Annotated in this window: 19 protein-coding genes; 9 read left to right on the top strand and 10 right to left on the bottom strand. The window is 60.9% G+C overall.

Annotated elements, in window-relative coordinates; all coding sequences use genetic code 11:
• Window positions 1–11: 11 nt before the first annotated feature.
• Both QVF59_RS07190 and QVF59_RS07185 read right to left on the bottom strand, forming a co-directional pair.
• The gene (locus QVF59_RS07190) at window positions 12–641 is read right to left on the bottom strand and encodes a response regulator (protein WP_159876574.1); all 630 of its coding nucleotides are present in this window, start codon (window positions 639–641) and stop codon (window positions 12–14) included.
• Window positions 638–3,040: a PAS domain-containing sensor histidine kinase gene (locus tag QVF59_RS07185; RefSeq protein ID WP_287878402.1), complete on the bottom strand. Its 2,403-nt coding sequence runs from the start codon at window positions 3,038–3,040 to the stop codon at window positions 638–640. Before QVF59_RS07185 ends, QVF59_RS07190 begins: the two co-directional genes overlap by 4 nt.
• A gap of 243 nt (window positions 3,041–3,283) precedes the next feature.
• Between QVF59_RS07185 and QVF59_RS07180 the strand changes: the two genes are divergently transcribed.
• Genes QVF59_RS07180 through QVF59_RS07170 form a run of 3 tightly spaced genes read left to right on the top strand, consistent with a single transcriptional unit; the run spans window position 3,284 to window position 7,850 of the window.
• Entirely contained in the window at window positions 3,284–4,507 is a 1,224-nt protein-coding gene (locus tag QVF59_RS07180; protein WP_287878400.1) for an efflux RND transporter periplasmic adaptor subunit, read from the top strand.
• A 9-nt stretch (window positions 4,508–4,516) separates the two neighbouring features.
• Window positions 4,517–6,460 carry a MacB family efflux pump subunit gene (locus QVF59_RS07175; RefSeq protein WP_502866798.1) on the top strand — a complete coding sequence of 648 codons (1,944 nt, stop codon included), beginning with the start codon at window positions 4,517–4,519 and terminating at the stop codon, window positions 6,458–6,460.
• A 22-nt stretch (window positions 6,461–6,482) separates the two neighbouring features.
• Entirely contained in the window at window positions 6,483–7,850 is a 1,368-nt protein-coding gene (locus QVF59_RS07170; RefSeq protein ID WP_287878396.1) for an efflux transporter outer membrane subunit, read from the top strand.
• 100 nt (window positions 7,851–7,950) lie between these two features.
• On the opposite strand, the gene QVF59_RS07165 is transcribed toward QVF59_RS07170, so the two are convergent.
• Genes QVF59_RS07165 through QVF59_RS07155 form a run of 3 tightly spaced genes read right to left on the bottom strand, consistent with a single transcriptional unit; the run spans window position 7,951 to window position 12,101 of the window.
• Complete coding sequence (locus QVF59_RS07165; RefSeq protein WP_287878394.1) at window positions 7,951–9,489, bottom strand: DHA2 family efflux MFS transporter permease subunit; 1,539 nt, start codon at window positions 9,487–9,489, stop codon at window positions 7,951–7,953.
• Between the two features lie 6 nt (window positions 9,490–9,495).
• The gene (locus QVF59_RS07160) at window positions 9,496–10,644 is read right to left on the bottom strand and encodes an HlyD family secretion protein (RefSeq protein WP_287878392.1); all 1,149 of its coding nucleotides are present in this window, start codon (window positions 10,642–10,644) and stop codon (window positions 9,496–9,498) included.
• 35 nt (window positions 10,645–10,679) lie between these two features.
• Window positions 10,680–12,101, bottom strand: a complete 1,422-nt coding sequence (locus tag QVF59_RS07155; RefSeq protein WP_287878389.1) for an efflux transporter outer membrane subunit — start codon at window positions 12,099–12,101, stop codon at window positions 10,680–10,682.
• Window positions 12,102–12,221: 120 nt separating this feature from the next.
• On the opposite strand from QVF59_RS07155, the gene QVF59_RS07150 reads away from it, so the two are divergent.
• Entirely contained in the window at window positions 12,222–12,821 is a 600-nt protein-coding gene (locus QVF59_RS07150) for a TetR/AcrR family transcriptional regulator (protein WP_287878386.1), read from the top strand.
• A gap of 70 nt (window positions 12,822–12,891) precedes the next feature.
• Here QVF59_RS07150 and QVF59_RS07145 read toward each other — a convergent pair whose 3' ends face one another.
• Window positions 12,892–13,539, bottom strand: coding sequence for a GntR family transcriptional regulator (locus QVF59_RS07145; protein ID WP_159876593.1), 648 nt, complete (start codon window positions 13,537–13,539; stop codon window positions 12,892–12,894).
• A 226-nt stretch (window positions 13,540–13,765) separates the two neighbouring features.
• Here QVF59_RS07145 and QVF59_RS07140 point away from each other — a divergent pair, with 226 nt between their 5' ends.
• Together QVF59_RS07140 and QVF59_RS07135 are read left to right on the top strand one after the other, a co-directional pair.
• Window positions 13,766–15,103 carry a glutamine synthetase family protein gene (locus QVF59_RS07140; protein ID WP_287878383.1) on the top strand — a complete coding sequence of 446 codons (1,338 nt, stop codon included), beginning with the start codon at window positions 13,766–13,768 and terminating at the stop codon, window positions 15,101–15,103.
• A 47-nt stretch (window positions 15,104–15,150) separates the two neighbouring features.
• Window positions 15,151–16,509, top strand: coding sequence for an aspartate aminotransferase family protein (locus QVF59_RS07135; RefSeq protein ID WP_287878381.1), 1,359 nt, complete (start codon window positions 15,151–15,153; stop codon window positions 16,507–16,509).
• A gap of 12 nt (window positions 16,510–16,521) precedes the next feature.
• Here the strand turns inward: QVF59_RS07135 and QVF59_RS07130 are convergent, their stop codons facing one another.
• Entirely contained in the window at window positions 16,522–17,100 is a 579-nt protein-coding gene (locus tag QVF59_RS07130; RefSeq protein WP_287878379.1) for a flavin reductase family protein, read from the bottom strand.
• Between the two features lie 118 nt (window positions 17,101–17,218).
• Between QVF59_RS07130 and QVF59_RS07125 the strand changes: the two genes are divergently transcribed.
• From QVF59_RS07125 to QVF59_RS07115, 3 genes are all read left to right on the top strand, one after another.
• A complete protein-coding gene (locus tag QVF59_RS07125; RefSeq protein WP_045844807.1) occupies window positions 17,219–17,422 on the top strand; it encodes a hypothetical protein in 204 nt (67 codons plus the stop codon).
• A complete protein-coding gene (locus tag QVF59_RS07120; RefSeq protein WP_287878375.1) occupies window positions 17,419–18,036 on the top strand; it encodes a 3'-5' exonuclease in 618 nt (205 codons plus the stop codon). The genes QVF59_RS07125 and QVF59_RS07120 overlap by 4 nt, the downstream gene beginning before the upstream one ends.
• A 179-nt stretch (window positions 18,037–18,215) precedes the next feature.
• The gene (locus QVF59_RS07115; RefSeq protein WP_159876604.1) at window positions 18,216–19,313 is read left to right on the top strand and encodes a linear amide C-N hydrolase; all 1,098 of its coding nucleotides are present in this window, start codon (window positions 18,216–18,218) and stop codon (window positions 19,311–19,313) included.
• Between the two features lie 28 nt (window positions 19,314–19,341).
• On the opposite strand, the gene QVF59_RS07110 is transcribed toward QVF59_RS07115, so the two are convergent.
• From QVF59_RS07110 to QVF59_RS07100, 3 genes are read right to left on the bottom strand one after another with little or no spacing between them, the layout of a single operon-like run.
• Window positions 19,342–20,910, bottom strand: a complete 1,569-nt coding sequence (locus QVF59_RS07110; protein ID WP_287878373.1) for an HD domain-containing phosphohydrolase — start codon at window positions 20,908–20,910, stop codon at window positions 19,342–19,344.
• A gap of 2 nt (window positions 20,911–20,912) precedes the next feature.
• On the bottom strand, window positions 20,913–22,400 hold the full coding sequence (locus QVF59_RS07105) for an HD domain-containing phosphohydrolase (protein ID WP_287878371.1): 1,488 nt from the start codon (window positions 22,398–22,400) through the stop codon (window positions 20,913–20,915).
• Window positions 22,397–23,551: an FIST signal transduction protein gene (locus QVF59_RS07100; RefSeq protein WP_287878369.1), complete on the bottom strand. Its 1,155-nt coding sequence runs from the start codon at window positions 23,549–23,551 to the stop codon at window positions 22,397–22,399. The genes QVF59_RS07105 and QVF59_RS07100 overlap by 4 nt, the downstream gene beginning before the upstream one ends.
• Window positions 23,552–23,670 lie beyond the last annotated feature (119 nt).

The raw sequence follows: 23,670 nt of genomic DNA, 5'->3' as shown, positions 1-23,670 counted from the left end.
CGCGCTCTGGCTCAGATCAGCTTGTGGTCGATGGCGTAGCGCACCATGTCGGCCACCGAGTGTGCTTGCAGCTTCTGCATCAGCCGCACTTTATGGGTGCTGACTGTCTTGGCGCTGATGTTGAGCTGCTGGGCGATTTCGTTGACGTTGGTGCCGTGCACCAGCCGCTCGAACACCTGGTATTCGCGTTCGGACAGCTGGGTGTGCGCCGGGCGCGAGTCGGTCAGGCCCACTTCGAACACCATGCGGTCGGCCAGTTGCGGGTCGATATAGCGTCCGCCACCAGCGACTTTGCGGATGGCGGTCAGCAGCAGTGCCGGGTCGCTGTCCTTGGTGCTGTAACCGGCGGCACCGGCCTTGAGGGCACGGGCGGCAATCTGTACTTCGTCGTGCATGGACAACATCAGGATGGCAGGCGGATTGTCCAGCGCCCGGATGCGCGGAATGGTTTCCAGCCCGTTGGTGCCGGGCATGGAAATATCCAGTAACAGGACATCCGCACTGATCTGGCGCAGTTGTTCCAGTAACTGGGTGCCATTGGTGGCTTCTCCCACCACGCTGATGTCTTCGGCCAGCGAGATCAGCTGCTTGATGCCCTCGCGGACGATTTTATGGTCTTCGGCAATGATGACGCGAATCATGCGACTTCCCTTCCTTCTTCTACCGGCAGGCGGATGGTCAGGGTGCAGCCCTGTTCCGGTTGGCTGTCGATATCCAGTTTGCCGCCCAGCAACAGCACCCGTTCGCGGATGCCTACCAGGCCGAAGGAGCGCAGCTGGCGATGGGCTTGCGGGTCGAAACCCTTGCCATCGTCGGCAATGCTCAGAGTGATGATGCCCTGCTGACAGGTAAGGCCAACGCTGACGGTGCTGGCTTCGGCATGGCGCAGCACATTGGTCAGCGCTTCCTGCAGAATACGGAACACGCCGATGGCACGGGCATCGCTCAGCGCAATGGGGCTGTCCGGTACCGATACCAGGCAGGGAATGCCGCTGCGCTTTTCAAAACGACGTGCCTGCCATTCAATGGCCGAGCCGATACCGGCATCCAGCACTGGCGGGCGCAGTGCGGTGGCGACATCGCGCACGATCTGGAAAGTCTGCTCGATCAGCTTTTTCATGGCTTGCAGGCGCTCGGCCAGCTTGCTGTCGCTCTGGCCGAAGCTCAGCTCGCACATGGAGGTTTCCAGCCGCAGTACGGTAAGAATCTGGCCCAGCTCATCATGTACTTCGCGGGCGATGCGGGCTTTTTCTTCTTCTCTTACCGATTCCAGGTGGCCGGACAGACTGCGCAGCAAGCCGCGCGATTCGGCCAGCTGCAATTCATTGTGCTTGTTTTCCGAGATGTCCCAGACAATGCCGTCCCACACCACGTGGCCATCGTCAAAACAGCGCACAGCTGCCTTGATGTCCACCCAGCGCATGTCACCGTCGTGGTGCAGCATGCGGCCCTGCCAGGCCAGGTTGTGGTTGTTGTCGGCGGCATCCTGCCAGGCTTGCTGGTAGCTGCTGCGGTCCTCGCTGGCCACCACGTCCAGCCAACCTTCCGGCATGCATATCAGGTCCAGCGGGCTGTAGCCCAGCATGGTCTGGCTGGCGTCACTGACAAAGGCCAGCCGTACCGGGTGCTGCGCTGCCGGACGTTCCAGCCGGAATACCATGCCCGGCACATTGCTGGCCATGCCCTTGAAGCGGGCTTCGCTTTCTTCCAGCGCGGCCCTGGCCTTTTGCCGTTCGGTAATGTCATTGAGGTAAACCACCAGGTATTCGGTACGGCCAAACTTGAGGAAACTCAGGGTGACGCCTACTGGCAGAAACTGGCCGTCGGCTTTCAGGCTGCTGGTTTCAAAGCTGCTCAGCGCCTTGCTGCTGCGCAGCTGGTTCCACAGGTCCAGCCAGCGGTTGTTGTCCAGCGAGGGTTGTAATTCCGGCAGTGACAAGCTGAGCAATTGTTCGGCCGGGTAGCCCAGCATGCTTTCCACTGCGCGGTTGGCATACTGGATGCGGCCATCCCAGTTCACCCACAGGATGCCCACGGTGCTGTTGTCGATGGAGAACTGTGTCAGCCGCAGCGATTCTTCTGCCAGATCACGTGCTTCCAGCTCGAGTCTGGCGGCGAGCAAGCGCTTTTCCGCCCAGCGGCGTTGCTGCCGCTGGTGGCCAAACAGGCCGGCCAGCAGCAGCGTGGCCAGCAGCAAGGCCAGTGTCATGCGGTGCCAGAAGCCCAGCGAGTCGATCAGCCGGGGGTAGCTGGGCAGCATCCAGTGCGCATATAGCTGTTCCATGCGGATGCCGGGGATGTCCTGCAGCTGGCGGTCCAGTACGGCAGGTAGCTCGGGCCAGTCACGCCGTACGGCGATGCGCAGCAGATGGGTGTAGCCCAGATCACCCACCACGGCCAGGCGCGAGAATTCAGGTTCCTTGAGCAGGGTGGCCAGTTGGGCTTCGTCGACAATGGCGTATTCGGCGTACTGCTGCTGCACGGTTTGCAGGGCGGTGCGGTCGTTGGCCACTTCCACCCGTGGCAGCTCGGGATAGTTGCGCCGGACAAAACGCAGGGCGTCGCTATTGCCATCCAGTGCCAGCCGCTCGCTCAGCGACAGCCGGTCCAGATCCACCGCATTACCGCTGCCATCCGGGAAGCCGACGATCTTGTGTGGCACGCGCAGATAGGGTTGGGAAAACAGCCAGTGGCGCAAGCTGGCCGGGGTCTGCAGCATCCCGGGCGAGATGTCCACTTCCGCATTTTCCACCGCTTTGTCCAGTGCTTGCCGGGTGGCAAAGGTACGCCAGCTCAGCTGCACGTCCATCTTGTTGGCCAGCAGCAGCATCACTTCGACATCGGCCCCTTCCAGCAGGTGGCTGCGTGGATTGATCTGGGCATAGGGTGCTTGCAGCACCACGCCAACCCGCCAGTTGCGATGAGCGGCCAGCCAGTTGCGGGGTGCAGGGTTCGCCGCCATGGCCAGCGTGCAGAACAGGCTTGCCAGCAGGGCTGTCAGGGAGAAAAGCAGAAATCGGTGGCGAAGGGCCGGCTGCATGTGAAGCCTGTATGCGATGTGGTGTTGGTAGGTCATGCCATCTCGTAGCAGGAAGCGGCTGGCATGAGTGCGGCATACTTTACCCTGTAGTGCGGGTTTTGCCAAAACAGTTGCCGGAAGTTTCCTGATACGGGCAGTTGGTGTGATTACAATTATTGACACTAATTTACATGGCATTAACCGCGACAGCCGGGGCAAACCGCAATACTTCAGCATTAAAACAGAAACAGTCCCTGCACCTTCATGCCCCGCTTTATTTCCCTGCACCGCCGCAGCCTGATGGTGGCTGCCGTATTGCTGCTGGCCGTTGCCGTATATCTGCTGTATCCACGTCCGCCAGCCAGTCACTATCTGACCGCCACCGTCAGCCCGATGAATCTGGAAGATACCGTGCTGGCCACCGGCACCATCAAGGCCCTGCGCGAAGTCAGTGTGGGTGCCCAGGTGTCCGGCCAGGTGAAGTCGCTCAAGGTGGTATTGGGGCAGAGCGTGAAGAAGGGCGATGTGCTGGCGGAAATCGACCCGCGCACCCAGGAAAATTCGCTGGAAGATGCCCAGGCATCGGTCAGCAGCTATCAATCCCAGCTCAAATCCAAGCTGGCGGCCTTGCTGAAGGCCAAGCAGGATTTTGCCCGCCAGCAGCAGATGCTGGGTCAGCAGGCCACTTCGCAGGAAAGCTATGACAGCGCCAAGGCTGCGCTGGATGGTGCCGATGCCGACGCCCAGCAATTGCAGGCGCAGTTGCAGCAGGCCCGCATCAGCCTGAAAACCGCCCAACTCAATCTGGGCTATACCCGCATCCTGGCCCCGATTGACGGGGTGGTGGTGGCCTTGCCGGTGGAAGAGGGCCAGACGGTGAATGCCAGCCAGTCCACCCCCACCATCGTCAAACTGGCGCAACTGGACACGGTGACGGTAAAAGCAGAAATATCCGAGGGTGATGTGGTCAAGGTCAAGCCCGGTCTGCCGGTGTACTTCACCATCCTGGGCGAGCCGGATCGCCGCTATCAGGCCAGCCTGCGCTCCATTGATCCCGCGCCGCAGTCCTATAGCGACTCCAGCGACAGCACCAGTACCAGCAGCACCTCTACCAGTTCTACCTCCAGCAGTTCTTCGTCCACCGCCATTTATTATTACGGCCTGTTCGACGTACCCAATCCGCAGCACAAGCTACGTATCAATATGACGGCACAGGTTACCGTGGTGCTCAGCCAGGTGAAGGGCGTACTGGCCATTCCGGCCAATGCACTGGGTGTGGCGGGCAAGGATGGCTGCTACGCGGTGCGGGTGTTGCAGGCGGACGGCAAGATCCAGCCGCGCCAGGTGAAGATCGGCCTGAACAATAATGTGCATGCCCAGGTGTTGTCCGGCCTGCGCGCTGGCGAACAGGTGGTGCTGGGCGAAGCCAGTGCCACGGCCAGCAGCAGTAGTGGTGGTCATAACGGCCCGCCGCCGATGGGGATGTAAGCGATGAGCATTCCCTTGCTGGCACTATCCGGCGTGTGTCGTGACTTTGCCTCCGGCGAAGACACGGTCACGGTGCTGGACGATATCCATCTGCAGATTCAGACCGGTGAAATGGTGGCCATCATGGGTGCCTCCGGCTCTGGCAAATCCACGCTGATGAATATTCTGGGCTGTCTGGATGCGCCCACACGCGGCAGCTACCGCGTGGCCGGTCAACCGGTGGCAGACATGTCACCGGATCAACTGGCGCAGCTGCGCCGTGAGCATTTCGGCTTCATTTTCCAGCGCTATCACCTGCTGGGCGAACTCAATGCCCTGCAAAACGTCGAGCTGCCAGCGGTGTATGCCGGCAGCCCGGCACAAGAGCGTATTGTGCGGGCCGCCAGCCTGCTGGCACGACTGGGCCTGGCCGACCGTGCCGGCCACAAGCCGGGCCAGTTGTCCGGTGGTCAGCAGCAGCGGGTGAGTATTGCCCGTGCGCTGATGAACGGCGGCAAGGTGATTCTGGCCGACGAACCTACCGGCGCACTGGACAGTGCCAGCGGCCAGCAGGTGATGGCCATTCTGCGCGAGCTGCATGCCGAGGGCCACACCATCATTCTGGTGACGCACGACAGCAAGGTGGCCGAGCATGCCGACCGCATCATCGAGATCGGTGACGGCAGGCTGGTGGCCGATACCCGTCGTGAATCCGTCACGCCGCCAGCGGTGCAGGCCCAGGCTGTCGATCAGCCAGCGGCTACCGGCTGGCGCATGCTGCGCGAGCACTTTACCGAGGCATTCGGCATGGCTTGGCGGGCGCTGATGGCACACCGGCTGCGCTCGGCGCTGACCATGCTGGGCATCATCATCGGCATTGCCTCGGTGGTATCGGTGGTGGCGCTGGGTACCGGCTCTAGCCAGCGCATTCTCAGCGATATCAGCTCGCTGGGCACCAATACCATCAATATTTATCCCGGCAAGCATTTTGGCGACCGCAAGGCCGATGCCATCCACACGCTGACCCCGCGCGATGCCGCGGTGCTGGCCGAGCAGCCCTTTGTCGATAGCGTCACCCCGGAAGTCAGCGACAGCGTGACCCTGCGCTACCGCAATGTGGCGGTCACTGCGCAGGTGAAGGGTGTGGGTGAGCAGTATTTCCGCGTGCGCGGCGTATCCATGGCGCAAGGGCGTGCCTTTGATGCCAGCGCCGTCAGTCAGCAGGCGCAGCAGGTGGTGATTGACGAAAACAGCCGCAAGGCCCTGTTTGCCGACGGCGACGACCCCATCGGCAAAGTCATCCTGCTGGGCAAGCTGCCCTGCCGGGTGGTGGCGGTGACGCAAACCCAGAAAAGCGCCTTCGGCACCGACGAAAACCTCAATCTATGGCTGCCCTACAGCACGGTGATGTACCGCATGCTGGGGCAGGATTACCTGAAAGCCGTCACGGTGCGGGTAAGCGATAACGTATCCACCGATGCTGCCGAACAGAGCCTGGTGGCCTTGATGACACGTCGGCACGGCACGCAGGATTTCTTTGTGATGAACACCGACAGCATCCGCCAGACCATTGCCAGCACCACCGCCACCATGACGCTGCTGGTGTCGATGATTGCGGTGATTTCGCTGGTGGTGGGCGGTATCGGCGTGATGAACATCATGCTGGTATCGGTGAGCGAACGTACCCGCGAAATTGGCGTGTGCATGGCGGTGGGCGCGCGGCAGCGCGACATCATGCAGCAGTTTTTGATTGAAGCCGTGCTGGTGTGCCTGCTGGGCGGCGCGCTGGGCGTGGCCTTGTCGCTGGGCCTGGGGGTGCTGGTGGCCCGCTTGGCCAGCTTCAATATGGTTTACTCGCTCACCTCCATTGTGGCGGCCTTTGCCTGCTCCACCCTGGTGGGGGTGTTGTTTGGCTACCTGCCGGCACGCAATGCGGCGCGGCTGGACCCGGTAGTGGCGCTGTCCCGCGAATGAGCGCCATGCGAATGAGAATGCAATGAAAGCAAGTTTTTCCATCCTGCTGGCCGGCTGCAGCAGCCTCAGCGGCACGCCTTATCACACCCCGTCAGTCAATCTGCCAACGCAATGGCAGGCGACCAGCCAGGACAAGGCCGTCGGAGTGTCCATGCCGGCCGATCAGGCGTGGTGGCAGCAGTTTGGCGATGCCGAACTGGATGCCCTGATCAAACAGGTGCTGGAACGCAATAACGATCTGGCCGCCGCCGCCATCAAGGTACGTCAGGCCATGCTGAAGGCGGATCTGGCGGATACCGATCTGGCACCTACGCCGTCTTTCAGCCTGTCCAGCACGGCCAGCCGGCGTGTAGGTGGCGATGCCATCAGCAGCCAGAGCCATTCGGCCAGCTTGTCGGTCAGCTATGAACTGGACTTGTGGGGCAAGCTGGCACACCAGAGCGATGCCAAGGCCTGGGAGGCGCGTGCCACGGTACAGGACATGCAAAGCAGCCGGCTCAGCCTGATCGGCAGCACCATCAAGCTGTACTGGAAACAGGCCTGGCTACGCCAGCGGCTGGCGCTGGGGCAGGCCAGCATCGATTACCAGCAACAGGCGCTGCGGCTGGTGCTGGCCAAGCAGCAGGCCGGTGCCGCGGCCGAGCTGGATGTGCTGACCGTGCGGCAAAGCCTGGCCAGCCAGCAAGCCAGCCTGCACGACTATCAGCAGCAACTGGCCGAAACACAGAACGCCCTGGCGATATTACTGGATGGCCCGCCCAAGGGTGATATCGCCTTGCGCGCCAGCCTGCCGGCGGCCAATCTGCCGGACGTGCCTGCCGGTCTGCCGGTGGTGCTGCTGGGCCGTCGGCCAGATTTGCGCGCCGCCGAATTGCGCTTGCGCGAAACACTGGCAACTGGCGATGCCACCCGTGCATCGTACTATCCCGATTTTTCCCTGACCGGCAGCCTGGGCAGCAGCAGCGCCCGGCTGGCGCAGGTGCTGAGCAATCCGCTGGCCACACTGGGCAGCGGCATCACCCTGCCTTTCCTGCAGTGGCGGCAGATGAAGCTGAACAACAGCATCAGCGAGGCTGACTACCAGCTGGCGGTGGTGAACTTCCGCCAGACTTTGTATTCGGCACTGGCTGACGTGGACAATGCCTTGTCCGCCCGCCAGCAGTACCGGCAGCAGGGCGAACGGCTGACCCAGGCCGCCGTGCTGGCGGCGCGGGCGGAAAAGCTGTACCAGCTGCGTTATCAGGCGGGTGCAGCTCCGCTGAAAGACTGGCTGGATGCGCAAGAAACGCGCCGTACCGCCGAGGTAAGCCTGCTGGAAAACCGTTATAACCGGCTGGTGAATCAGGTGACGCTGTATCAGGCCTTGGGTGGTGATATCGGCGTGCAGTAAGGGCGAGCTTGCAGCAGGAATGTGGTAAGCCACTCTTGGCAAAATATGGAATGAAAAAGCCCGGTGCATGCACCGGGCTTTTTGCTGCGTGTAGAACTGTTCAGTGTGCCTGACTGGTATCCGCCACGCGGCTGGGACGGGGTGCCAGCCAGATGGCGCAGGCGGCCACCACAAAGGACAGGCCGGTCAGCCAGAAAATCTGGTTGGTGGACAGCATGATGCTTTGCGACTGCAACAGCTGGTTGAGCTGGTTGCTGGCTGCATCCAGGCTCATGCCGCTACCCTGCAGGGTGCGCAGGGTGTCGCCACCGGGGTCGATGCTGCCTACCAGGTCGGCATGGTTGTAGCTGGCCTTGTCTTCCCAGGCGGTAGTCACCAGCGAGGTGGCAAAAGCCCCGGACAGCGTGCGCATGAAGCTCATCAAGCCTGCCGCCGAGGCCATTTCCTCCGGCTCCACGCTGGCCATGGCCAGGCCAGTGAGCGGCACAAAGAAGAAGGGCATGCCCACGCCCTGGAACAACAAGGGTAAGGCCACCTGCCAGAAGCCCATGTCGGTGGTGGAGAAGCTGCGATACAGGGTGACGCCACCCAGCCACATCACCCCCATGAATACCAGCGGGCGCGGGTCTACACGGGTGGACAGCTGCGCCACCAGCGGGGCTACCAGCACGGCCAGAATGCCGCTCATCGCCGTGGCATGGCCTGCTTCGGTGGCGGTGTAGCCCATATAGCTTTGCAGCCATTGCGGGGTAAGCACCGTTGCGCCAAAAAAGGAACCGAAGGCCAGTGAAATGGTAAGCACGCTGGCCCAGTAGCCGCGGTGACGGAATACCCGCAGGTTCACCACCGGGTTTTTCTCGGTCAATTCCCAGATCAGGAAGGCAGCAAAGCCGATGGCAGCGGTCACTGCCAGCGCGATGATCTCGGCGGAATTGAACCAGTCCAGGTTCTTGCCTTCATCCAGCATGATTTGCAGCGCCGCCACCCACACCACCAGCAGGCCAAGGCCAACGGCATCCACACGGATGTTCTCGCGCAGGCTTTCCTGGCTTTTCAGCAATTGCCAGCCGGCATAGCCGCACAGCATGGTGATGGGGACGTTGATCCAGAAAATCCACGGCCAGCTCACCTGGTCACACAACACGCCGCCCAGAATCGGCCCCATGATGGGCGCAATCAGCGTGGTCATGCTCCATAGGCCAATGGCTGCGCCGGTTTTTTCCTTGGGGAAAATCCGCAGCAGCAGGGTTTGCGACATCGGCATCAGCGGGCCGCCGGCCAGGCCTTGCAGCACGCGGAACAGCACCAGCGTTTCCAGCGAGCCGGCCATGCCGCACAGCAAGGAAAACAGGCCGAACAGCACCATGGAGCCGATGAACAGCCGCACCGTGCCCAGCCGCGCAGCCAGCCAGCCGGTGAGCGGCACGGTAATGGCCTCGGCCACCGCATAAGACGTAATGACGTAAGTCCCCTGACTGGAAGATACCGCCAGGCCGCCGGCGATATTGGGCACCGACACATTGGCAATGGTGGTGTCCAGCACGGCGACAAAGTTGGCGGCGGCCAGCACCAGGGCGGCCAGCCACAGGGTGCCGCCTTCCAGTGGCTTGGGTGAAGCAGTAACGGAGCTGTCAGTCATGATGGCTTACTCGCTGGCGGTATCGATGGTCACTTCCATCGACAGGCCCACTTGCAAGGGATGGGCGCGCAGTTCGGCCGGGTCCAGTGCAATGCGTACCGGCAGGCGCTGTACCACCTTGATCCAGTTGCCGGTGGCGTTCTGCGCCGGGATGGTGGCAAAGGCCGCGCCAGAGCCGCCAGCCAGGCCGGCCACCTTGCCGTGGTAGCTGATGCGGCTGCCGTACAGGTCGGCGGTCAGCGTGGCCGGCTGGCCGATACGCACCTTGTCCAGCTGCACTTCCTTGAAGTTGGCATCCACGTGCGCTTGCTGCAGCGGCACCACCGACAGCAGCTGGCTGCCGGCCTGCACGCGCTGGCCGACTTGTGCCTGGCGCTTGGCCACCACGCCGTCCACCGGCGCGCGGATGATGGTGCGGGCCAGGTCCAGTCGCGCCTGGTCACGCTTGGCGCGGGCCAGGGCCACTTCCGGGTTGGTGTCCACCGTGGTGTTGACGGTGAGGGTCTGGTTGGCCTTGAGCGAGCCTTGCGCGGCGCGGGCATTGGCTTCGGCCTGTTTGGCGGCGGCTTCGGCTGCGGTCAGGTTGGCGCTGGCGGTGCTGAACATGTTCTGCGCATTGCTCAGCTCTTCGCCGGATACCGAACCGCTCTTGGCCAGCGCCTGACGGCGCTTGAGGTCCAGTTCGGCGCGTTGCAGGTCGGCACGGGCAGAAACCAGCTGGGCATTGCTGCGCGCCTGGTCGGCAATGCGGGCCTGCACTTGGGCCTGCAAGCCTTCGTCGCTGGCCAGATAGCCCTGCACGCGACGCTCGGCGCGCGCCAGTTCGGCTTCGGCCTGCGCCAGATTGAGGGCTGCATCCTTGTCGTCCAGCTTCACCAGGATGTCGCCGCGTTTTACCTGCTGGGTGTCCACGGCCAGCACTTCACGCACGGTGCCGCTGACTTCCGGGGTGATCTGCGCCATTTCAACGGCGACATAGGCATTGTCAGTGCTGACATGGTGGGAGGCCACCAGGGTCCAGTATGTGCCGGCACCAATGGCGGCAACGCCGACGACTGCGCCAAGCAGGGTAAACAGTTTCTTGCGCTTCGCCAGGCGCAGGCTGTCGCTGTGCGGGGCATCGGAGGCGGGAAGGGCTTGGATATTTTCGCTCATGATGGTTCTCTGCAATTGTTGTATTCGACAGGGGCTCAGGCTTGCTGATAGCCGCCGCCCAGGGCTTTGATCAGGTTGACATCCAGCAGGAACAGCCGGGTTTCCAGGCTGGTGCTGCTGCGACGACTGGCAATCACGTTGTCTTCGGCATTCAGCACGTCCAGATAGCTGGCCAGACCGCCCTGATAGCGGTTCTGCATCACCTGGTAGGACTCCTCGGCGGTTTTCAGTGCCAGGCGGCGCTGTTCCAGCTGGGGCCCCAGTTCCTGTTGCTGGGCCATGACATCGGCCACCTCATGCAGGGCCTGGGTAAGGGTCTGGTTGTAGCTGGCTACGGCGGCATCGTATTCGGCGCGGGCAACACGGTAGTTGCCTTGCAGGGCGCCACCACGGAAAATCGGCAGCGAAATGGCCGGGCCGACCCCGCCGATGTCAGAACCGTTCTTGGTCAGGTAGCTCAGCCCCAGCGACTGCACCCCCAGATAGGCAGACAGATTCACATTGGGGTAAAACGCTGCGCGGGCGACATTGATGCGGCTGGCGGCGGCTTCGGCACGCAGTCTGGCGGCGGCCAGGTCCGGGCGACGGCCCAGCAAGTCCGCCTGCAAGGTGGCGGGCAAGCCTTGCGGGTGCAGCAGGCTGGCAGCTGGGCGACGCAGGTTCAGGCCCCGGTCCGGTCCGGCACCCATCAGTGCGGCAATGCTGAGCTTTTGCTGGGCAATGGCCTGACGTGCGGCGCTGAGGTCGGCGCTGGCGGTGGCTTCGCGGGACTGGGCCTGACGCAGGCTGCCCATGGTTTCCAGGCCATTGTCAAAGCGTTGTTGCAGCAGCTGGGCGCTATGCTGGCGCACGCTCAGGGCCTGTTCGGCGGCATCCTGTTCGGCATACAGGCGGGCCAGTTCGGCATAGGCGGCGGCAATGGCACTGGTCAGGGTCAGGCGGCTTTGGGCTGCCTCGGCCTGCGCTGCGGCCAGTTCCGAACTGGCTGCGGCAATGGCGGAGCGGTTCTTGCCCCAGAAGTCGAACTCGTAGCTGAAGTTCAGCTCTACGCTGGCAGAGTTGTTGTAACCGTGCGGAACAAAGGCGGCCGGAAAGCCGTTGTTATAGCTTTGCTTCATCTTGGTGACAGAGGTATTCAGGTCGAGGCTGGGCAGATTGCTGGCGCCAGTCTGCTCCGCCTGACCTGCAGCTTTGGCCAGACGGGCCTGGGCGGCTGCCAGGTCCGGTGACTGGCTTAACGCTTCCTGCATGATGTCGTTGAGCTGGCCGTCCTGATAGCTTTGCCACCAGTTGCTGTTCATCCAGTCAGCCGAGCTGGCTTGCAGGGTTTGCTGACTGGCCATGTCCTGCATGGTCTTGCTGCGGGGCGTGGGGCCCAGGTCCGGCACGCTGGCACAACCGGCCAGCAGCAGGCTGCCTAGCAGGGTCAGTTGTAGCAGAGTGCGCCGTGGGTGCATGCTTGATTGGGTATCCATTATTTTGACAGGGCCTTTAACTATACTGTACGGTACGGTTATAATGTGCGGCGATGATGCCGTCAAGAAAAACCGTACAGTTCGGTACAGTTTGGAGCAAAAATGCGAACAAAAAGTGAAGAACGCCGTCAGGCAATGGTGGCAACGGCTGCGGAGTTATTCCTGCAGCGTGGTTATGAAGCGACCTCCATGGCAGAAATCTGCAGCCGGGTGGGGGGCTCCAAGGCCACTTTGTACGGTTATTTCAAGTCCAAGGAGGAGTTGTTCCTGAGCGTGATGAAAATGCTGGCCGAAGAACGCATGTCACAAGCCTATGCACGGCTGGTGCCGGGCGGGGATATTGCGGCGGCTTTGCAGGCATTCGGCGAAAACTACCTGCAGGTCATTCTGGGGCCGGACTTGATGGCCATGCGCGGCATCATCGCTGGTGAGCTGGTGCGTGCTGGCGCAGCCCAGCAGTTTTATGAAGCGGGCCCGCGTCAGGGCTGGAACAAGGTGGCGGTTTATCTGGAGGCGGAAATGCAGGCCGGTCGCCTGCGCCGGGCGGATGGCTGGATTGCTGCCATGCATGTGTTGTCCCTGATCCAGGCGGAATATCAGCAGACTTTCCTGATTGGTGTGGTGAGCGAGGACGATCTGAAACTGTTGCAAGAGCGCGTGGCCAGGGGCGTGGAGATATTCATGGCCGGATATGGGGTGTAGCGTTTTGCTGCTGTTGACCAGAAAAAAACCGGGCCTCGGCCCGGTTTTTTTCATGCTGCCAGCGTGCGGCTCAGTTGCACAGCGTTTTCAGGTACTGGCCGGCATTGAACAGGTCGCGCTCGATGGCGCGACGGACGGCTGACGGATCCTTGCGGTGCAGGGCACGCATCATGTCTTCGTGGCAGTCGTTCATGATGCTCCACACGTGCGGGTCCTGGTGCAGCTGGTTGGAAATGGGGCCGACGTGCAGCCATACGCTTTCAATCAGCGACAGCAGCATGGCAGAGCCGGAGGCGCGGTACAGCGTGACGTGGAAGTCTTCGTTTGCTGTCAGATAGCCTTTGACATCGTGATTGCGGATGGCTTCGTCCATGGTGGCGGTCAGCTCTTCCAGCAACTTGAGGTCGGTGCTGCTCAGATTGCGTGCCCCTTTTTCGGCGGCTTCGCCCTCCAGCAGCATGCGCGTTTGCAGGATGTCGTCAAACTGGGTGCGGCTTAGTTGCGGAACGGTGACGCCGCAATTGGGAATATTGGCCAGCGCCTTCTCTGCCACCAGACGTTGCAGTGCCGTGCGCACCGGCATTTCCCCTACCTGCATGTCCTGGGCCAGCTGTTTGATCTTGAGACGTTCACCCGGCAGCCAGCGGCCCAGCGACAGCCATTGGCGCAAGGTGGTGTAGGTTTCGTCCTGTAAGGTAGAGGAGGCGGGAGTCTTCATTGTAGGCGAGTCGTCGGTATTTGAGTTTGCCACAAGGATACCATAGCAGGGGTATTGCTGTGATGCTTCACTTTTGCGGATTTATTTGATCATAAATTGACATCAATTTTTGTGATTACTATGATTGATACCAGCTTTTGTTCCGGTATTTGCATTTTAATTCATTCGGGTTGGTGCGGTGTTGGAATGCTGGCTTTTTTGCATTTTTGATCATAAAGGAGAAATCATGCATGAGCATTTGCAGCAATTCATTCGCGAGCACAACATTCACGAGGTGGAATGCGTCATTCCGGACATGACCGGTGTGGCACGTGGCAAGATCGTGCCCAAGGATCTGTTCCTGGCAGAAGAGAGCATGAAGATGTCCAAGGCGGTACTCACCATTACCGTGAACGGTGAGTTTGCCGAGTTTGAACGTTTTGTCGGGGCCAATGATCCTGACATGGTGTGTGTGCCGGACGCATCTTCCATCCGGCTGGTGCCGTGGGCCATCGAGCCGGTAGCGGTGGTGATACATGATTGCGAGGATTTCGACAGCCAGCCGGTGGGAATTTCACCGCGAGCGGTACTGCGCAAGGTGCTGGCCCTGTACGCGGCACGCGGCTGGCAGCCGGTGGTGGCGCCGGAAATGGAGTTTTACCTGATCCGTCAAAACAGTAATCCGCACGAGCCCTTGCGTCCGCCCACTGGTCGTGCTGGCCGTTCCGAAGTAGGGCGGCAGTCCTTTTCCATTGACGCCGTCAACGATTTCGACCCTTTCTTTCAGGAGCTATCCACATTCTGCCAGCAAGCCCGGCTGAATGTGGAAACGCTGATCCATGAAGTGGGTGCCTGCCAGATGGAAATCAATTTCGCCCATGGCAATGCACTGGAGCTGGCCGATCAGGTTTTCCTGTTCAAGCGCGCTGTGCGCGAAACCGCCTACCGTCACAATATCTTTGCCACCTTTATGGCCAAGCCGATGGAAGACGAACCCGGCAGTGCCATGCATATCCATCAAAGCATTGTCAGTACTGCAGATGGTCAGAACATCTTTTCCGCAGCGGATGGCAGCGCAACACCCTTGTTCTTCCACCATATTGGCGGCATGCAGAAATACCTGCCGCTGGTGATGCCGATGCTGGCACCTTACGTCAATTCCTATCGCCGGCTCAGCCGCCATGCCGCCGCACCCATCAATGTGCGCTGGGGTTATGACAACCGCACCTGCGGCATCCGCATTCCGCCTTCCGGCCCTAATGCGCGCCGACTGGAAAACCGGGTGCCGGGGGTGGATGTGAACCCCTATCTGGCCATGGCGGCCACGCTGGCCTGCGGCTATCTGGGCATGGTGCAAGGTTTGAGTCCCAGCGAGCCGATGGCCGACAGTGCCTACGACCTGGATTTCGAGCTGCCACGCAGTCTGGAAGACGCGGTGGTGCTGATGCAGGACAGCCCCGAGCTGGCCGAGATTCTGGGTGAACAGTTTGTGCAGGCTTTTTGCGCGGTGAAGGAAAAGGAGTTCGAAACCTTCAATCGCGGCATTACCGCCTGGGAACGCGAACACCTGCAATTGCACGTATGACATGCTGCGGGCTCATGTCCGCACAGAACAAGATCAAGGAGAAATGGATGAGCACACGTCACGGCATCAACTGGGACAAGGCACTGCAACTGCAGGCCGCCGAGCGCGAGCGCTTTATCGCGGTGCGTCCGCAATCACAGCAACTGTCGGCCCGTGCCGACCAGCACCTGCTGTTTGGCGTGCCGCTGCACTGGATGGATGACTGGTCCACCCCCTTCACCCTGTATGTGAAGCAGGCACAGGGTGCCAGTTTTGAAGATGTGGATGGCAATCTGTATGTCGACTTTTGCCTGGGCGACACCGGTGCCATGTTCGGCCACGGTCCGGCCCCGGTGGCCAGAGCGCTGGCCGAGCAGGCGCAGCGCGGGCTGACTACCATGCTGCCGTCCGAAGATGCTGTCTGGGTGGCCGAAGAGCTGGCGCGGCGCTTTGGCTTGCCGTACTGGCAGTTTGCCATGACCGCCACCGATGCCAACCGCTTCGCCCTGCGCTGGGCGCGGGCCGCCACCGGTCGTCAGCAGTTATTGGTATTCAATGGCTGCTACCACGGCACCATTGACGATGTGTTTGTCGATCTGCTGGATGGCAAGCCGGTACAGCGTGCCAGCCTGCTGGGGCAGGTGTACGACCTTACCCAGTACACCCGTGTGGTGGAATTCAACGATCTGGCCGCGCTGGAAGCGGCATTGCAAGACGGACAGGTGGCCTGCCTGCTGGCCGAACCTGCCATGACCAATATCGGCATGGTGCTGCCGGAGCCGGGCTTCTGGGAGGCGGCGCAGGCGCTATGCCGCCGTTATGGCACGCTGCTGATCATGGATGAAACCCATACCATCAGCACCGGCATGGGCGGCTATACCCGCGCCCATGGTCTGGAACCGGACATGATGGTGCTGGGCAAGCCCATGGGCGGCGGCGTGCCGTGTGCGGTGTACGGATTTTCCTCAGAAATGGCCAAGCGCGCCCAGCAGGCCAAGCGCGAAGCGGTGCCTGGTCACAGCGGCATCGGTACCACCCTGACAGCCAATATGCTGGCCATGGCGGCGATGCGCGCCAATCTGGCCGAGGTGATGACCGAGCAGGCCTATGCCCACATGTTTGCCCTGGCGGAGCGGCTGGCTGATGGCCTGCGCACGGTGATTGCCCTGCACCAGCTGCCGTGGTGCGTCACCCAGGTGGGGGCGCGTACCGAGTTCCAGTTCACCGCCACGCCGCCGCGCAATGGCAGTGAGGCAGATGCGATTCTGGACAGTGACATGGAGCACATCATTCATCTGTTCCTGCTCAACCGCGGCCTGTTGATCACGCCATTCCACAATATGCTGCTGATTTGCCCACAAACCACGGCGGCTGATGTGGACCGGTTGGTTGCTGCTTTCGACGCTTTTGTCACCGCGGTGCGTTAAGGTCGGCAGCCTTTACTGAGGCGGTGTGGCGGACACGGAAAACTGTTCGCCAATACTGAAAAAGCTGCCGCCGGCAATATAGTGCAGGCTGCGTTTGGCATCGTGGCCATCAAACTGCCAATGGCCGTCGTGCCAGACATCCGCGTCCGCCTTGGCGGCCAGCACTTCGCCGATGAACAGGTCGTAGTGCTGCTGGTTGTGCGGCTCGCTGATGATGCGGCATTCCAGATAAGCAATACAGTCGGCGACATGCGGTGCGTTTACAGCCTCGCCCGGCAGTGCCGTCAAGTCGCAAGCGGCAAACTTGTCCACTTCCTTTCCGCTGCAGCTGCCGGCCCGGAGCACCTGTTCGGCCTGCGCGCGGCAGGGGACATTCAGCACAAACTCACCGGAAGCCTCCATCAATTCACGGGTATGCGTGGCCTTGTCCACCACCACCAGCACCTTGGGCGGGTCGAAATCCAGCGGCATCGCCCAGGCGGCGGCCATTACGTTTTGCTGGCCGTCATGGGCGGAGGAAACCAGCACGGTAGGGCCGTGGTTGAGCAGGCGATAGCTTTTGGCCAGATCGACGGCAACTAGCTTTTGCATCGGACAGTCCTTCAGGTTGATCAGGCGCTGATTCTAGCAATATCCGTCACTGTGTGGCTTGCAAGCCGCTTTGGGCGTGTACAATGCCGCCAGTTAAACATTTAGCGGAAACAAAACCATGTCCAAGCGTAAGGAAGACGAACTCGATCCGGATACCATCGCCCTGTTGCAGTGGTGTGCCGAAGTGGAAGCCCTGTTTGTTGCCGCCGGTGCCAAGCCGGATGAGGCCCAACAGCAGATTGAGGAAAATGCCGAGTGGTTTACCGATATGTTCTTTGACGGCCTGAGCCCGGAAGAGGCAGCCAAGGCGGCGCTGAATTGAGTCGCGCCGCACCTTGTTATGCGGTGCTGGACTTTGAAACCAGCGGGCTGTCGCCAGCCGTGGGTAGCCGGGTGACCGAAGTGGCGGTGGTGCTATGGCAGGACGGGCGTGAACTGGACAGCTACCAGAGCCTGATGAATGCCGGCGTGCGTGTGCCGGCAGAAATAGAGCGCCTGACCGGTATCAGCAATGCCATGCTGCGCACTGCACCGCCGGCCGCTACCGTGATGCGGGAGGTGGCTGACTTTGTCGGCAATATCCCGCTGGTGGCGCATAACGCTGCTTTCGACCGCAAGTTCTGGGATCACGAACTGAGCCTGCTGGGCCGGCAACGCCAGCAGGACTTTGCCTGCACCCTGCTACTGGCACGCCGCCTGTTGCCACAGGCACCGGATCACAAGCTGGGTACGCTCACCCGCTGGGCCGGGCTACCGGATGCTGGTCGTGCTCACCGCGCACTGGCCGATGCACGCATGGCGGCCCATCTGCTGCAGTACCTGCTGGAAACGGCCAGCCGCAAGCATGGAGCGCGCAGCTTGAGCCATCAGCAGCTTTGCCAGTTGCAGAAGGTAAGTGCCAGCAAGGTGGGTGACTTTTTTCGCCAGTCCGCATGAATGCTGGCTGCAGAGTGCCGCAACCCTTCAGGCTGAATTGACCTGTGGCCAAAACGAATTTTCCAGCAAGCAAACCGGACGGGATGAGATTGTCGGGCGGCAAGCCGAATCCCTAGACTGACGACCTGTATCGCCGCGCTTGTTTTCCTGAGCGATACGCATCTCATCCGGGAGTCTTCATGTCAAAAGGTATTGCAAAAGCCGTTCTGGCCAGTTATCTGACGCTTTCCTTGCTGTCATCTGCCGAGGCATGTACCCGTGTGCTGTGGAATACCCAGCCCGGCTATCTGCTCAGTTCTCGCAACCTGGATTTTTTCGGGCCGGTCAGCCCCTCGCTGGTAGTCAGTCCGCGTGGTGTCAGCCGTGTTGGTGCCAGTGGGGATAATGCCGGGCAGGCGGTGCGCTGGACGGCACGTTATGGCAGCGTAGCCATCTACGCTGACAATGTCTTCCCCATGGATGGCATGAACGAAAAAGGCCTGGCGGCACATACCCTGTACTTTACCGGCGGGGCCGAGCAGCCCCAGCCAGGCAAGCCGGCCAAGCCGGTGCTGGAAAGCAGCCATTGGCTTAGCTTCATCCTGGATAACCACGCCACGGTAGCCGAAGCGGTCGCCGCCATCCGTGCGGTGCGGCTGGATCCCAAGCGCCTGCCCATCGACTATGCTTCGGATACCAAGCACATCGCCATTGAAGATGCCTCGGGTGATTCCGCCATCATCGAGATCGTCAAGGGAGAGACGGTGATTCACCATGGCCGGCAATTTACGGTGCTGACCAATCCTCCGGACTACGACACCATGCTCAAGGAGGAGAAGAAATACGCGGCGGCCAATTCCGATACCATTCCCACCGGCTGGCAGGCTGATGCCCGGCTGGTGCGGGCCAACTGGCTGCTCAAGTCACTGCCGCGCGCGGACAATGTCGAAGAGGCACGTGGTTTTTTGGCGTCCATCATGCACAGTGTGGCCATGCCTGTCGGCCTGATGGCAGACCCGCTAGACCTGGCCGTGGAAAAAGCTTATGAGCCTTATTCGCGCTATCCGGCAGAAAACCGCGGCGTGGGCACCTACTGGACCACTACCGCTGATCTCAGGAACCTGCGCTACAGCTTTCAGTCTGTTTCATCCCTGAGTCCGGTATGGCTGGATCTGCGGCAGTTCAACTTTGACAAGCTCAGGCAAACCAAGTCGATTGCACGCCTCAATCTGTATGGCAGCAAGGGCTGGGCTGGCGATGTGCGGCAGCAACTGCAGGTGGTTCCCGCCTTCAAGTAGCCAGGTGCCGGGCTGGCGCGGGCAAGGACTAAGCCTGCGCCTCAACTGTCAGCAGGTGCGGTGTGAACATGCCTTGTTCCAGTATCCTGATGCAGGCATCCACCACCGCGGGATCCAGCTGCCGGTCACGCATCAGCTGAATCTGGGCAATGGCCTGGTTGATGCCCAGTGCCGCGCGGTAGGGTCGGTCAGATGACATGGACTCGACAATATCGGCTACGGTGAGAATACGCGATTCCAGCAAAATGGCTTCGCCAGACAGGCCCAGCGGATAGCCGGAACCATCCAGGTATTCGTGGTGCTGGCGGATGATGTCGGCAATGGGCCAGGGGAAGTCGATGTTCTTCAGGATGTTGTAACCCACCTCGGGGTGGCGCTTGACCAGGGCAAATTCCACCGGATGCAAGCGGCTGGGCTTGCTGAGGATTTCCGCTGGCACCTCGATCTTGCCCAGATCATGTACCACGCCACTCAGATACAGACCGCGCAGGCGCTGTTGCGGCAATCCCATTTCCTGGCCGATCAGCACAGCCAGTTCGGCCACGTGCTTCTGATGGCCGGCGGTGTAGGGGTCGCGCTGTTCCAGTACCGAGGCAATGGCAGCCAGCGCATTTTCCAGCGCATTCTCCAGTAGCTGTGCCTGGCTGGCTTGTTCCTGCAGCGATTGCTGGTAGGCCACGCGAGTGCGGCGTGACTGAATGCCAAACTGGACATTGCGGGTGAGTTCCTCGAACACCTGCACTTCGACGGGGCTGAAGGAGTGGGTTTCGCCGGCATACACCGCCAGTGCGCCGATCAGGTCTGGCCCGGCTATCAGCGGAATGGCCACGATGGCCTGCAGGCCAAAGGACCGGGCTGCGTCCTTCCATGGCTGGAAATCATGACTCTTTTGCAGCTGACTCAGTGAGATGGTGCTGCCCAGACGGATGCAGCGGGCAATCGGGCCTTGTCCTTCTGCCGTATGTTCATCCCAGTTGATTTCCAGCTGGCTGGCGTATGCCCTGGCATTACCGGCTGAAGATAGTATCTGCAGCCGGCTTTGCCGCACATTGTTCAGGCCGCAGATCAAGGCCAGCGGGTAGCGCTGGTCTGCCACGATGGCATCGCATACGGCCTGCAGCAGCTCCTGCTCTTCGCTGGCCTGTACCAGGGCCTGATTGGTACGGCTGTTTGCCTGCAGCGCCCAGGCACGGCGCTGCATTTCATCATGGTCCTGCTTTTGCTGGGTGATGTCCTTGAAGATGGCAGTCAGCCCTATGCACTGGCCTGCTGCATCGAAAATGGGTGACTTACTGGTTTCCAGCCAGTGCGGCTGGCCGTCCAGCATATAGGGCTCTTCCACGCGGATGGCCTTGCCACTGAGCATGACCTTGCGGTCATCTGCCTGATAGCAGGCGGCCAGCTCGGCCGGGAAGAAATCGTAGTCGGTCTTGCCGGCAACCGATTCGATGGCAATGCCCAGGTCATCGGCAAAGCGCTGATTGCAGGTGATGAAAGTGGAATTCAAGTCCTTGATGATGACCCGGTCGGGCAATTGACGGATGACGGCCTGCAGGGTGTAGGCAGAGTGGGGTAGTGATGTGACGGGTGCATCCATGCTCAGTTTTTTCTTTTGCTGTCCGGCAATTCGTAGCCGTGCTCGGTAAAGAGCGCGAGGCAGGCATCCACTACCTGGCTATCGTAAACGCTGCCGCGATACTGTTTAAGTTGTGTCAATGCCTGCTCAAGCCCCAGCTGTCGACGGAAGGGGCGGTGTGACAGCATGGCTTCCATGCTGTCTGCTACGTGGATGATGCGCGCTTCCAGCAGGATGTCGTTGCCTGATAGCCCGCGCGGGTAGCCGCTGCCATCCATGTTTTCGTGGTGCTGCCAGGCAATGTCGGCAATCGGCCAGGGGAAATGAATGTCCTTGAGAATCTCATGACTGGCTTCGGCATGCATTTTCACCAGTTCGAATTCTTCATGATTCAGGCGGCGCGGGCGGGTGAGGATTTCCGACGGAATCTGGATCTGGCCGATGTCATGCACCATGGCAGCCAGCCCCAGACCTTCCAGTTGGTGTTCGTCCAGTTGCAGTTTGCGGCCAATGGCAACGGCCAGGTCACTGACGCGGACCTCATGGCCTGCGGTGCTCAGGTCGCGATGCACCATGGCCGCGGACAGTGCGCTGATGGCCTGGATCAGTGACTGGCGCAAGGACTCTTCGGCCGACTTGCGCGCGCTGATGTCGATGAAGGCCCCGATGATGCCGCCGATGCTGTTGTCTTCGTTGTAGAACAGGTCTTTTGCGTAAACGACATCCATCAGCTGCCCCTGCTTGCTGCGGATGACATATTCAAACAGCAAGGGCTGGCGGCTGGAAATCAGTTCGCCATCATTCTGGGTAAACATGCTGGCCAGTTCTGCCGGCCATACCTCAGCCGGGGTCTTGCCAATGATTTCTTCGGCCTGCATGCCCACCGTGCGGGTGAATGCCGGATTGCAGCCCAGATAGCGGCCAGTGGCGTCCTTGTAGAACACAGCAATCGGCATGGCATTGAGCAGGGCGGTGCTGAAGCGCTGCGCCCGGTCGAGTTCTGCCTTGGCCTGATTGCGCTCGCGCTGCAGGGCCTCGGCCAGTTGTTCGCTGTCCTGGCAAAGTTTGATGGCGCGGGCCAGATTGGACAGGATGGGCGGAAAGACATGTTCCAGCGGCAAGTGCTGCAACATGGCCTCCGGTGCCAGCAGCAGGATGGTGTAGTGCTGTTCCAGCGGCAGGCGCAAGCCGTACTGATAGCGTGACTGGCCGGTAAGTATGGCGAGCAGGGCTGGGTCGCAGGCTGCGTGTATATTGCGTCCCAGCAGCCCGGGCGGCAGGGCGATGTCTTGCCCGGCCTGTTGTTGCAAGTGATGGTCGCCAATGACTTTCAGTAGTTGTCCGCTGCTGGCATCCGGGCCGTCAGCATGACTGATTACCAACCCGACCGGGCAGCCGGTATGAAACAGCAACCGTTGCAGGACTTTGGTCAGCAGGCTGTCCACGGTCACTTCACGTCCGATGGTGAGTGACAGGTCGTAGAGCACGGCAAGCAGCTGGTCGCGGTTCATGACTGCTTCCACAGGCTGCAGATGATGCTGGCGTTGTGAAACAGCGGGTAGCCCCACTCCTGCAGACTACCGATTTCGCCCAGCGTCAGTGCGCCAAGCAAGGGTAGAGCCTGGCTGTTGGCTTGCAGCAAGCGGATTTCCGCCAGGGCAGCCGGGCCAAAGTGCATGTTACGGCCCGCGCAGTAAAAGGTAAGCAGCGGCTGATTGCTGATGTCACCATGGCGTTGCCGCAAGGTACCGAGCAGGTTGTCTACGCATTGTGTGCCAGGCGATTGCGGTGCCTGCAGCATGATCAGCATGGCGTTTTCCGGCACTTCGCCCACGCAGAACACCGAGCCGTCATCTTCCAGTGCCACCGGAATGCGGATCAGCACCTGCTGGTTGGCCAGCATGATGCCCAGCGGAAAGTGCACGCCGAATGAGTAGAAATTATCCCGCGTCAGCTCCGCGCCAAACTGTTGTTTTACGATGTCCTGATAGGCAGTGAATGCGGGTTTCCAGTCGATCTGGAAAATGCGGTTGCTGGCAGTTGCCGTGGCGGTCATGCACTGTGCCGGCATGGGGTAGCCATGATTGAGCACCGGGTTGGTGCTTCCGGGAAGCAGCAGGCACAGTACGCCATGACCCAGGGTCTGGTATTGATCGAACAGGCAGTCTATGGGCTGGAAGCTTTCGCTGCCTGCATTGACGCCGCCATAAAATACCTGATCGGCCAGTTGCAGGTAGAGCTCGTCCAGAATGGAGGCTATGTCTGGCAGCATGCCGTCAAAAATCATGAACAGCGTCGGCTTGCCTTGTTTGGCTGGCCAGTGCTGCAGCATCTGTTCCACTCGCGTTGCCATCTGCCGGGCGGTGCTGGCAACGCCATGCTCCGGATTGACGCGCAGCAGCGCCGGCTTGCAGGCATCTGCGTGGGGAAGCAACCAGGCACCGTTGTTCAGAAAGCCTTGCTCGCCCAACAGTCTGGGGAAAATGCCGCCAGCCAGCGCTATGCCCAGGTGCAGGCAACTGGTTTGCAGTTGTTGCAGCTTGTCACTGTCGGATTCGGCCAGCAGGGCGAGCAGCTGCTGATTGGGGTTGGCTGTTTGCCATGCCTGCAGTTGCGCTTCCAGTTGTGTTGTTTCCAGCAGACTGTGCCAGGGTGGGGACATCAGCATTACTCTCAGTCATCGGGCGCATACGGTGCGCGATACCCTCATCATAAACGAGGGTATCGCGCATGCGGACCATTCCTGAGGTAAAAATTCCGCCAAATCTTGATCTGTGCCGC

The organism is Aquitalea sp. (assembly GCF_030150775.1).
Lineage (GTDB): Bacteria > Pseudomonadota > Gammaproteobacteria > Burkholderiales > Chromobacteriaceae > Aquitalea > Aquitalea denitrificans.
The sequence above is the reverse complement of the archived record's forward strand: the minus strand, read 5'-3'. Positions and strand labels throughout refer to the sequence as shown.

Excerpts from the sequence above, each read along its gene's own strand:
- QVF59_RS07190 (WP_159876574.1), bottom strand. The coding sequence starts at position 641 with ATGATTCGCGTCATCATTGCCGAAGACCATAAAATCGTCCGCGAGGGC.
- QVF59_RS07185 (WP_287878402.1), bottom strand. The coding sequence starts at position 3,040 with ATGCAGCCGGCCCTTCGCCACCGATTTCTGCTTTTCTCCCTGACAGCC.
- QVF59_RS07180 (WP_287878400.1), top strand. The coding sequence starts at position 3,284 with ATGCCCCGCTTTATTTCCCTGCACCGCCGCAGCCTGATGGTGGCTGCC.
- QVF59_RS07170 (WP_287878396.1), top strand. The coding sequence starts at position 6,483 with ATGAAAGCAAGTTTTTCCATCCTGCTGGCCGGCTGCAGCAGCCTCAGC.
- QVF59_RS07165 (WP_287878394.1), bottom strand. The coding sequence starts at position 9,489 with ATGACTGACAGCTCCGTTACTGCTTCACCCAAGCCACTGGAAGGCGGC.
- QVF59_RS07160 (WP_287878392.1), bottom strand. The coding sequence starts at position 10,644 with ATGAGCGAAAATATCCAAGCCCTTCCCGCCTCCGATGCCCCGCACAGC.
- QVF59_RS07155 (WP_287878389.1), bottom strand. The coding sequence starts at position 12,101 with ATGCACCCACGGCGCACTCTGCTACAACTGACCCTGCTAGGCAGCCTG.
- QVF59_RS07150 (WP_287878386.1), top strand. The coding sequence starts at position 12,222 with ATGCGAACAAAAAGTGAAGAACGCCGTCAGGCAATGGTGGCAACGGCT.
- QVF59_RS07145 (WP_159876593.1), bottom strand. The coding sequence starts at position 13,539 with ATGAAGACTCCCGCCTCCTCTACCTTACAGGACGAAACCTACACCACC.
- QVF59_RS07140 (WP_287878383.1), top strand. The coding sequence starts at position 13,766 with ATGCATGAGCATTTGCAGCAATTCATTCGCGAGCACAACATTCACGAG.
- QVF59_RS07135 (WP_287878381.1), top strand. The coding sequence starts at position 15,151 with ATGAGCACACGTCACGGCATCAACTGGGACAAGGCACTGCAACTGCAG.
- QVF59_RS07130 (WP_287878379.1), bottom strand. The coding sequence starts at position 17,100 with ATGCAAAAGCTAGTTGCCGTCGATCTGGCCAAAAGCTATCGCCTGCTC.
- QVF59_RS07125 (WP_045844807.1), top strand. The coding sequence starts at position 17,219 with ATGTCCAAGCGTAAGGAAGACGAACTCGATCCGGATACCATCGCCCTG.
- QVF59_RS07115 (WP_159876604.1), top strand. The coding sequence starts at position 18,216 with ATGTCAAAAGGTATTGCAAAAGCCGTTCTGGCCAGTTATCTGACGCTT.
- QVF59_RS07110 (WP_287878373.1), bottom strand. The coding sequence starts at position 20,910 with ATGGATGCACCCGTCACATCACTACCCCACTCTGCCTACACCCTGCAG.
- QVF59_RS07105 (WP_287878371.1), bottom strand. The coding sequence starts at position 22,400 with ATGAACCGCGACCAGCTGCTTGCCGTGCTCTACGACCTGTCACTCACC.
- QVF59_RS07100 (WP_287878369.1), bottom strand. The coding sequence starts at position 23,551 with ATGTCCCCACCCTGGCACAGTCTGCTGGAAACAACACAACTGGAAGCG.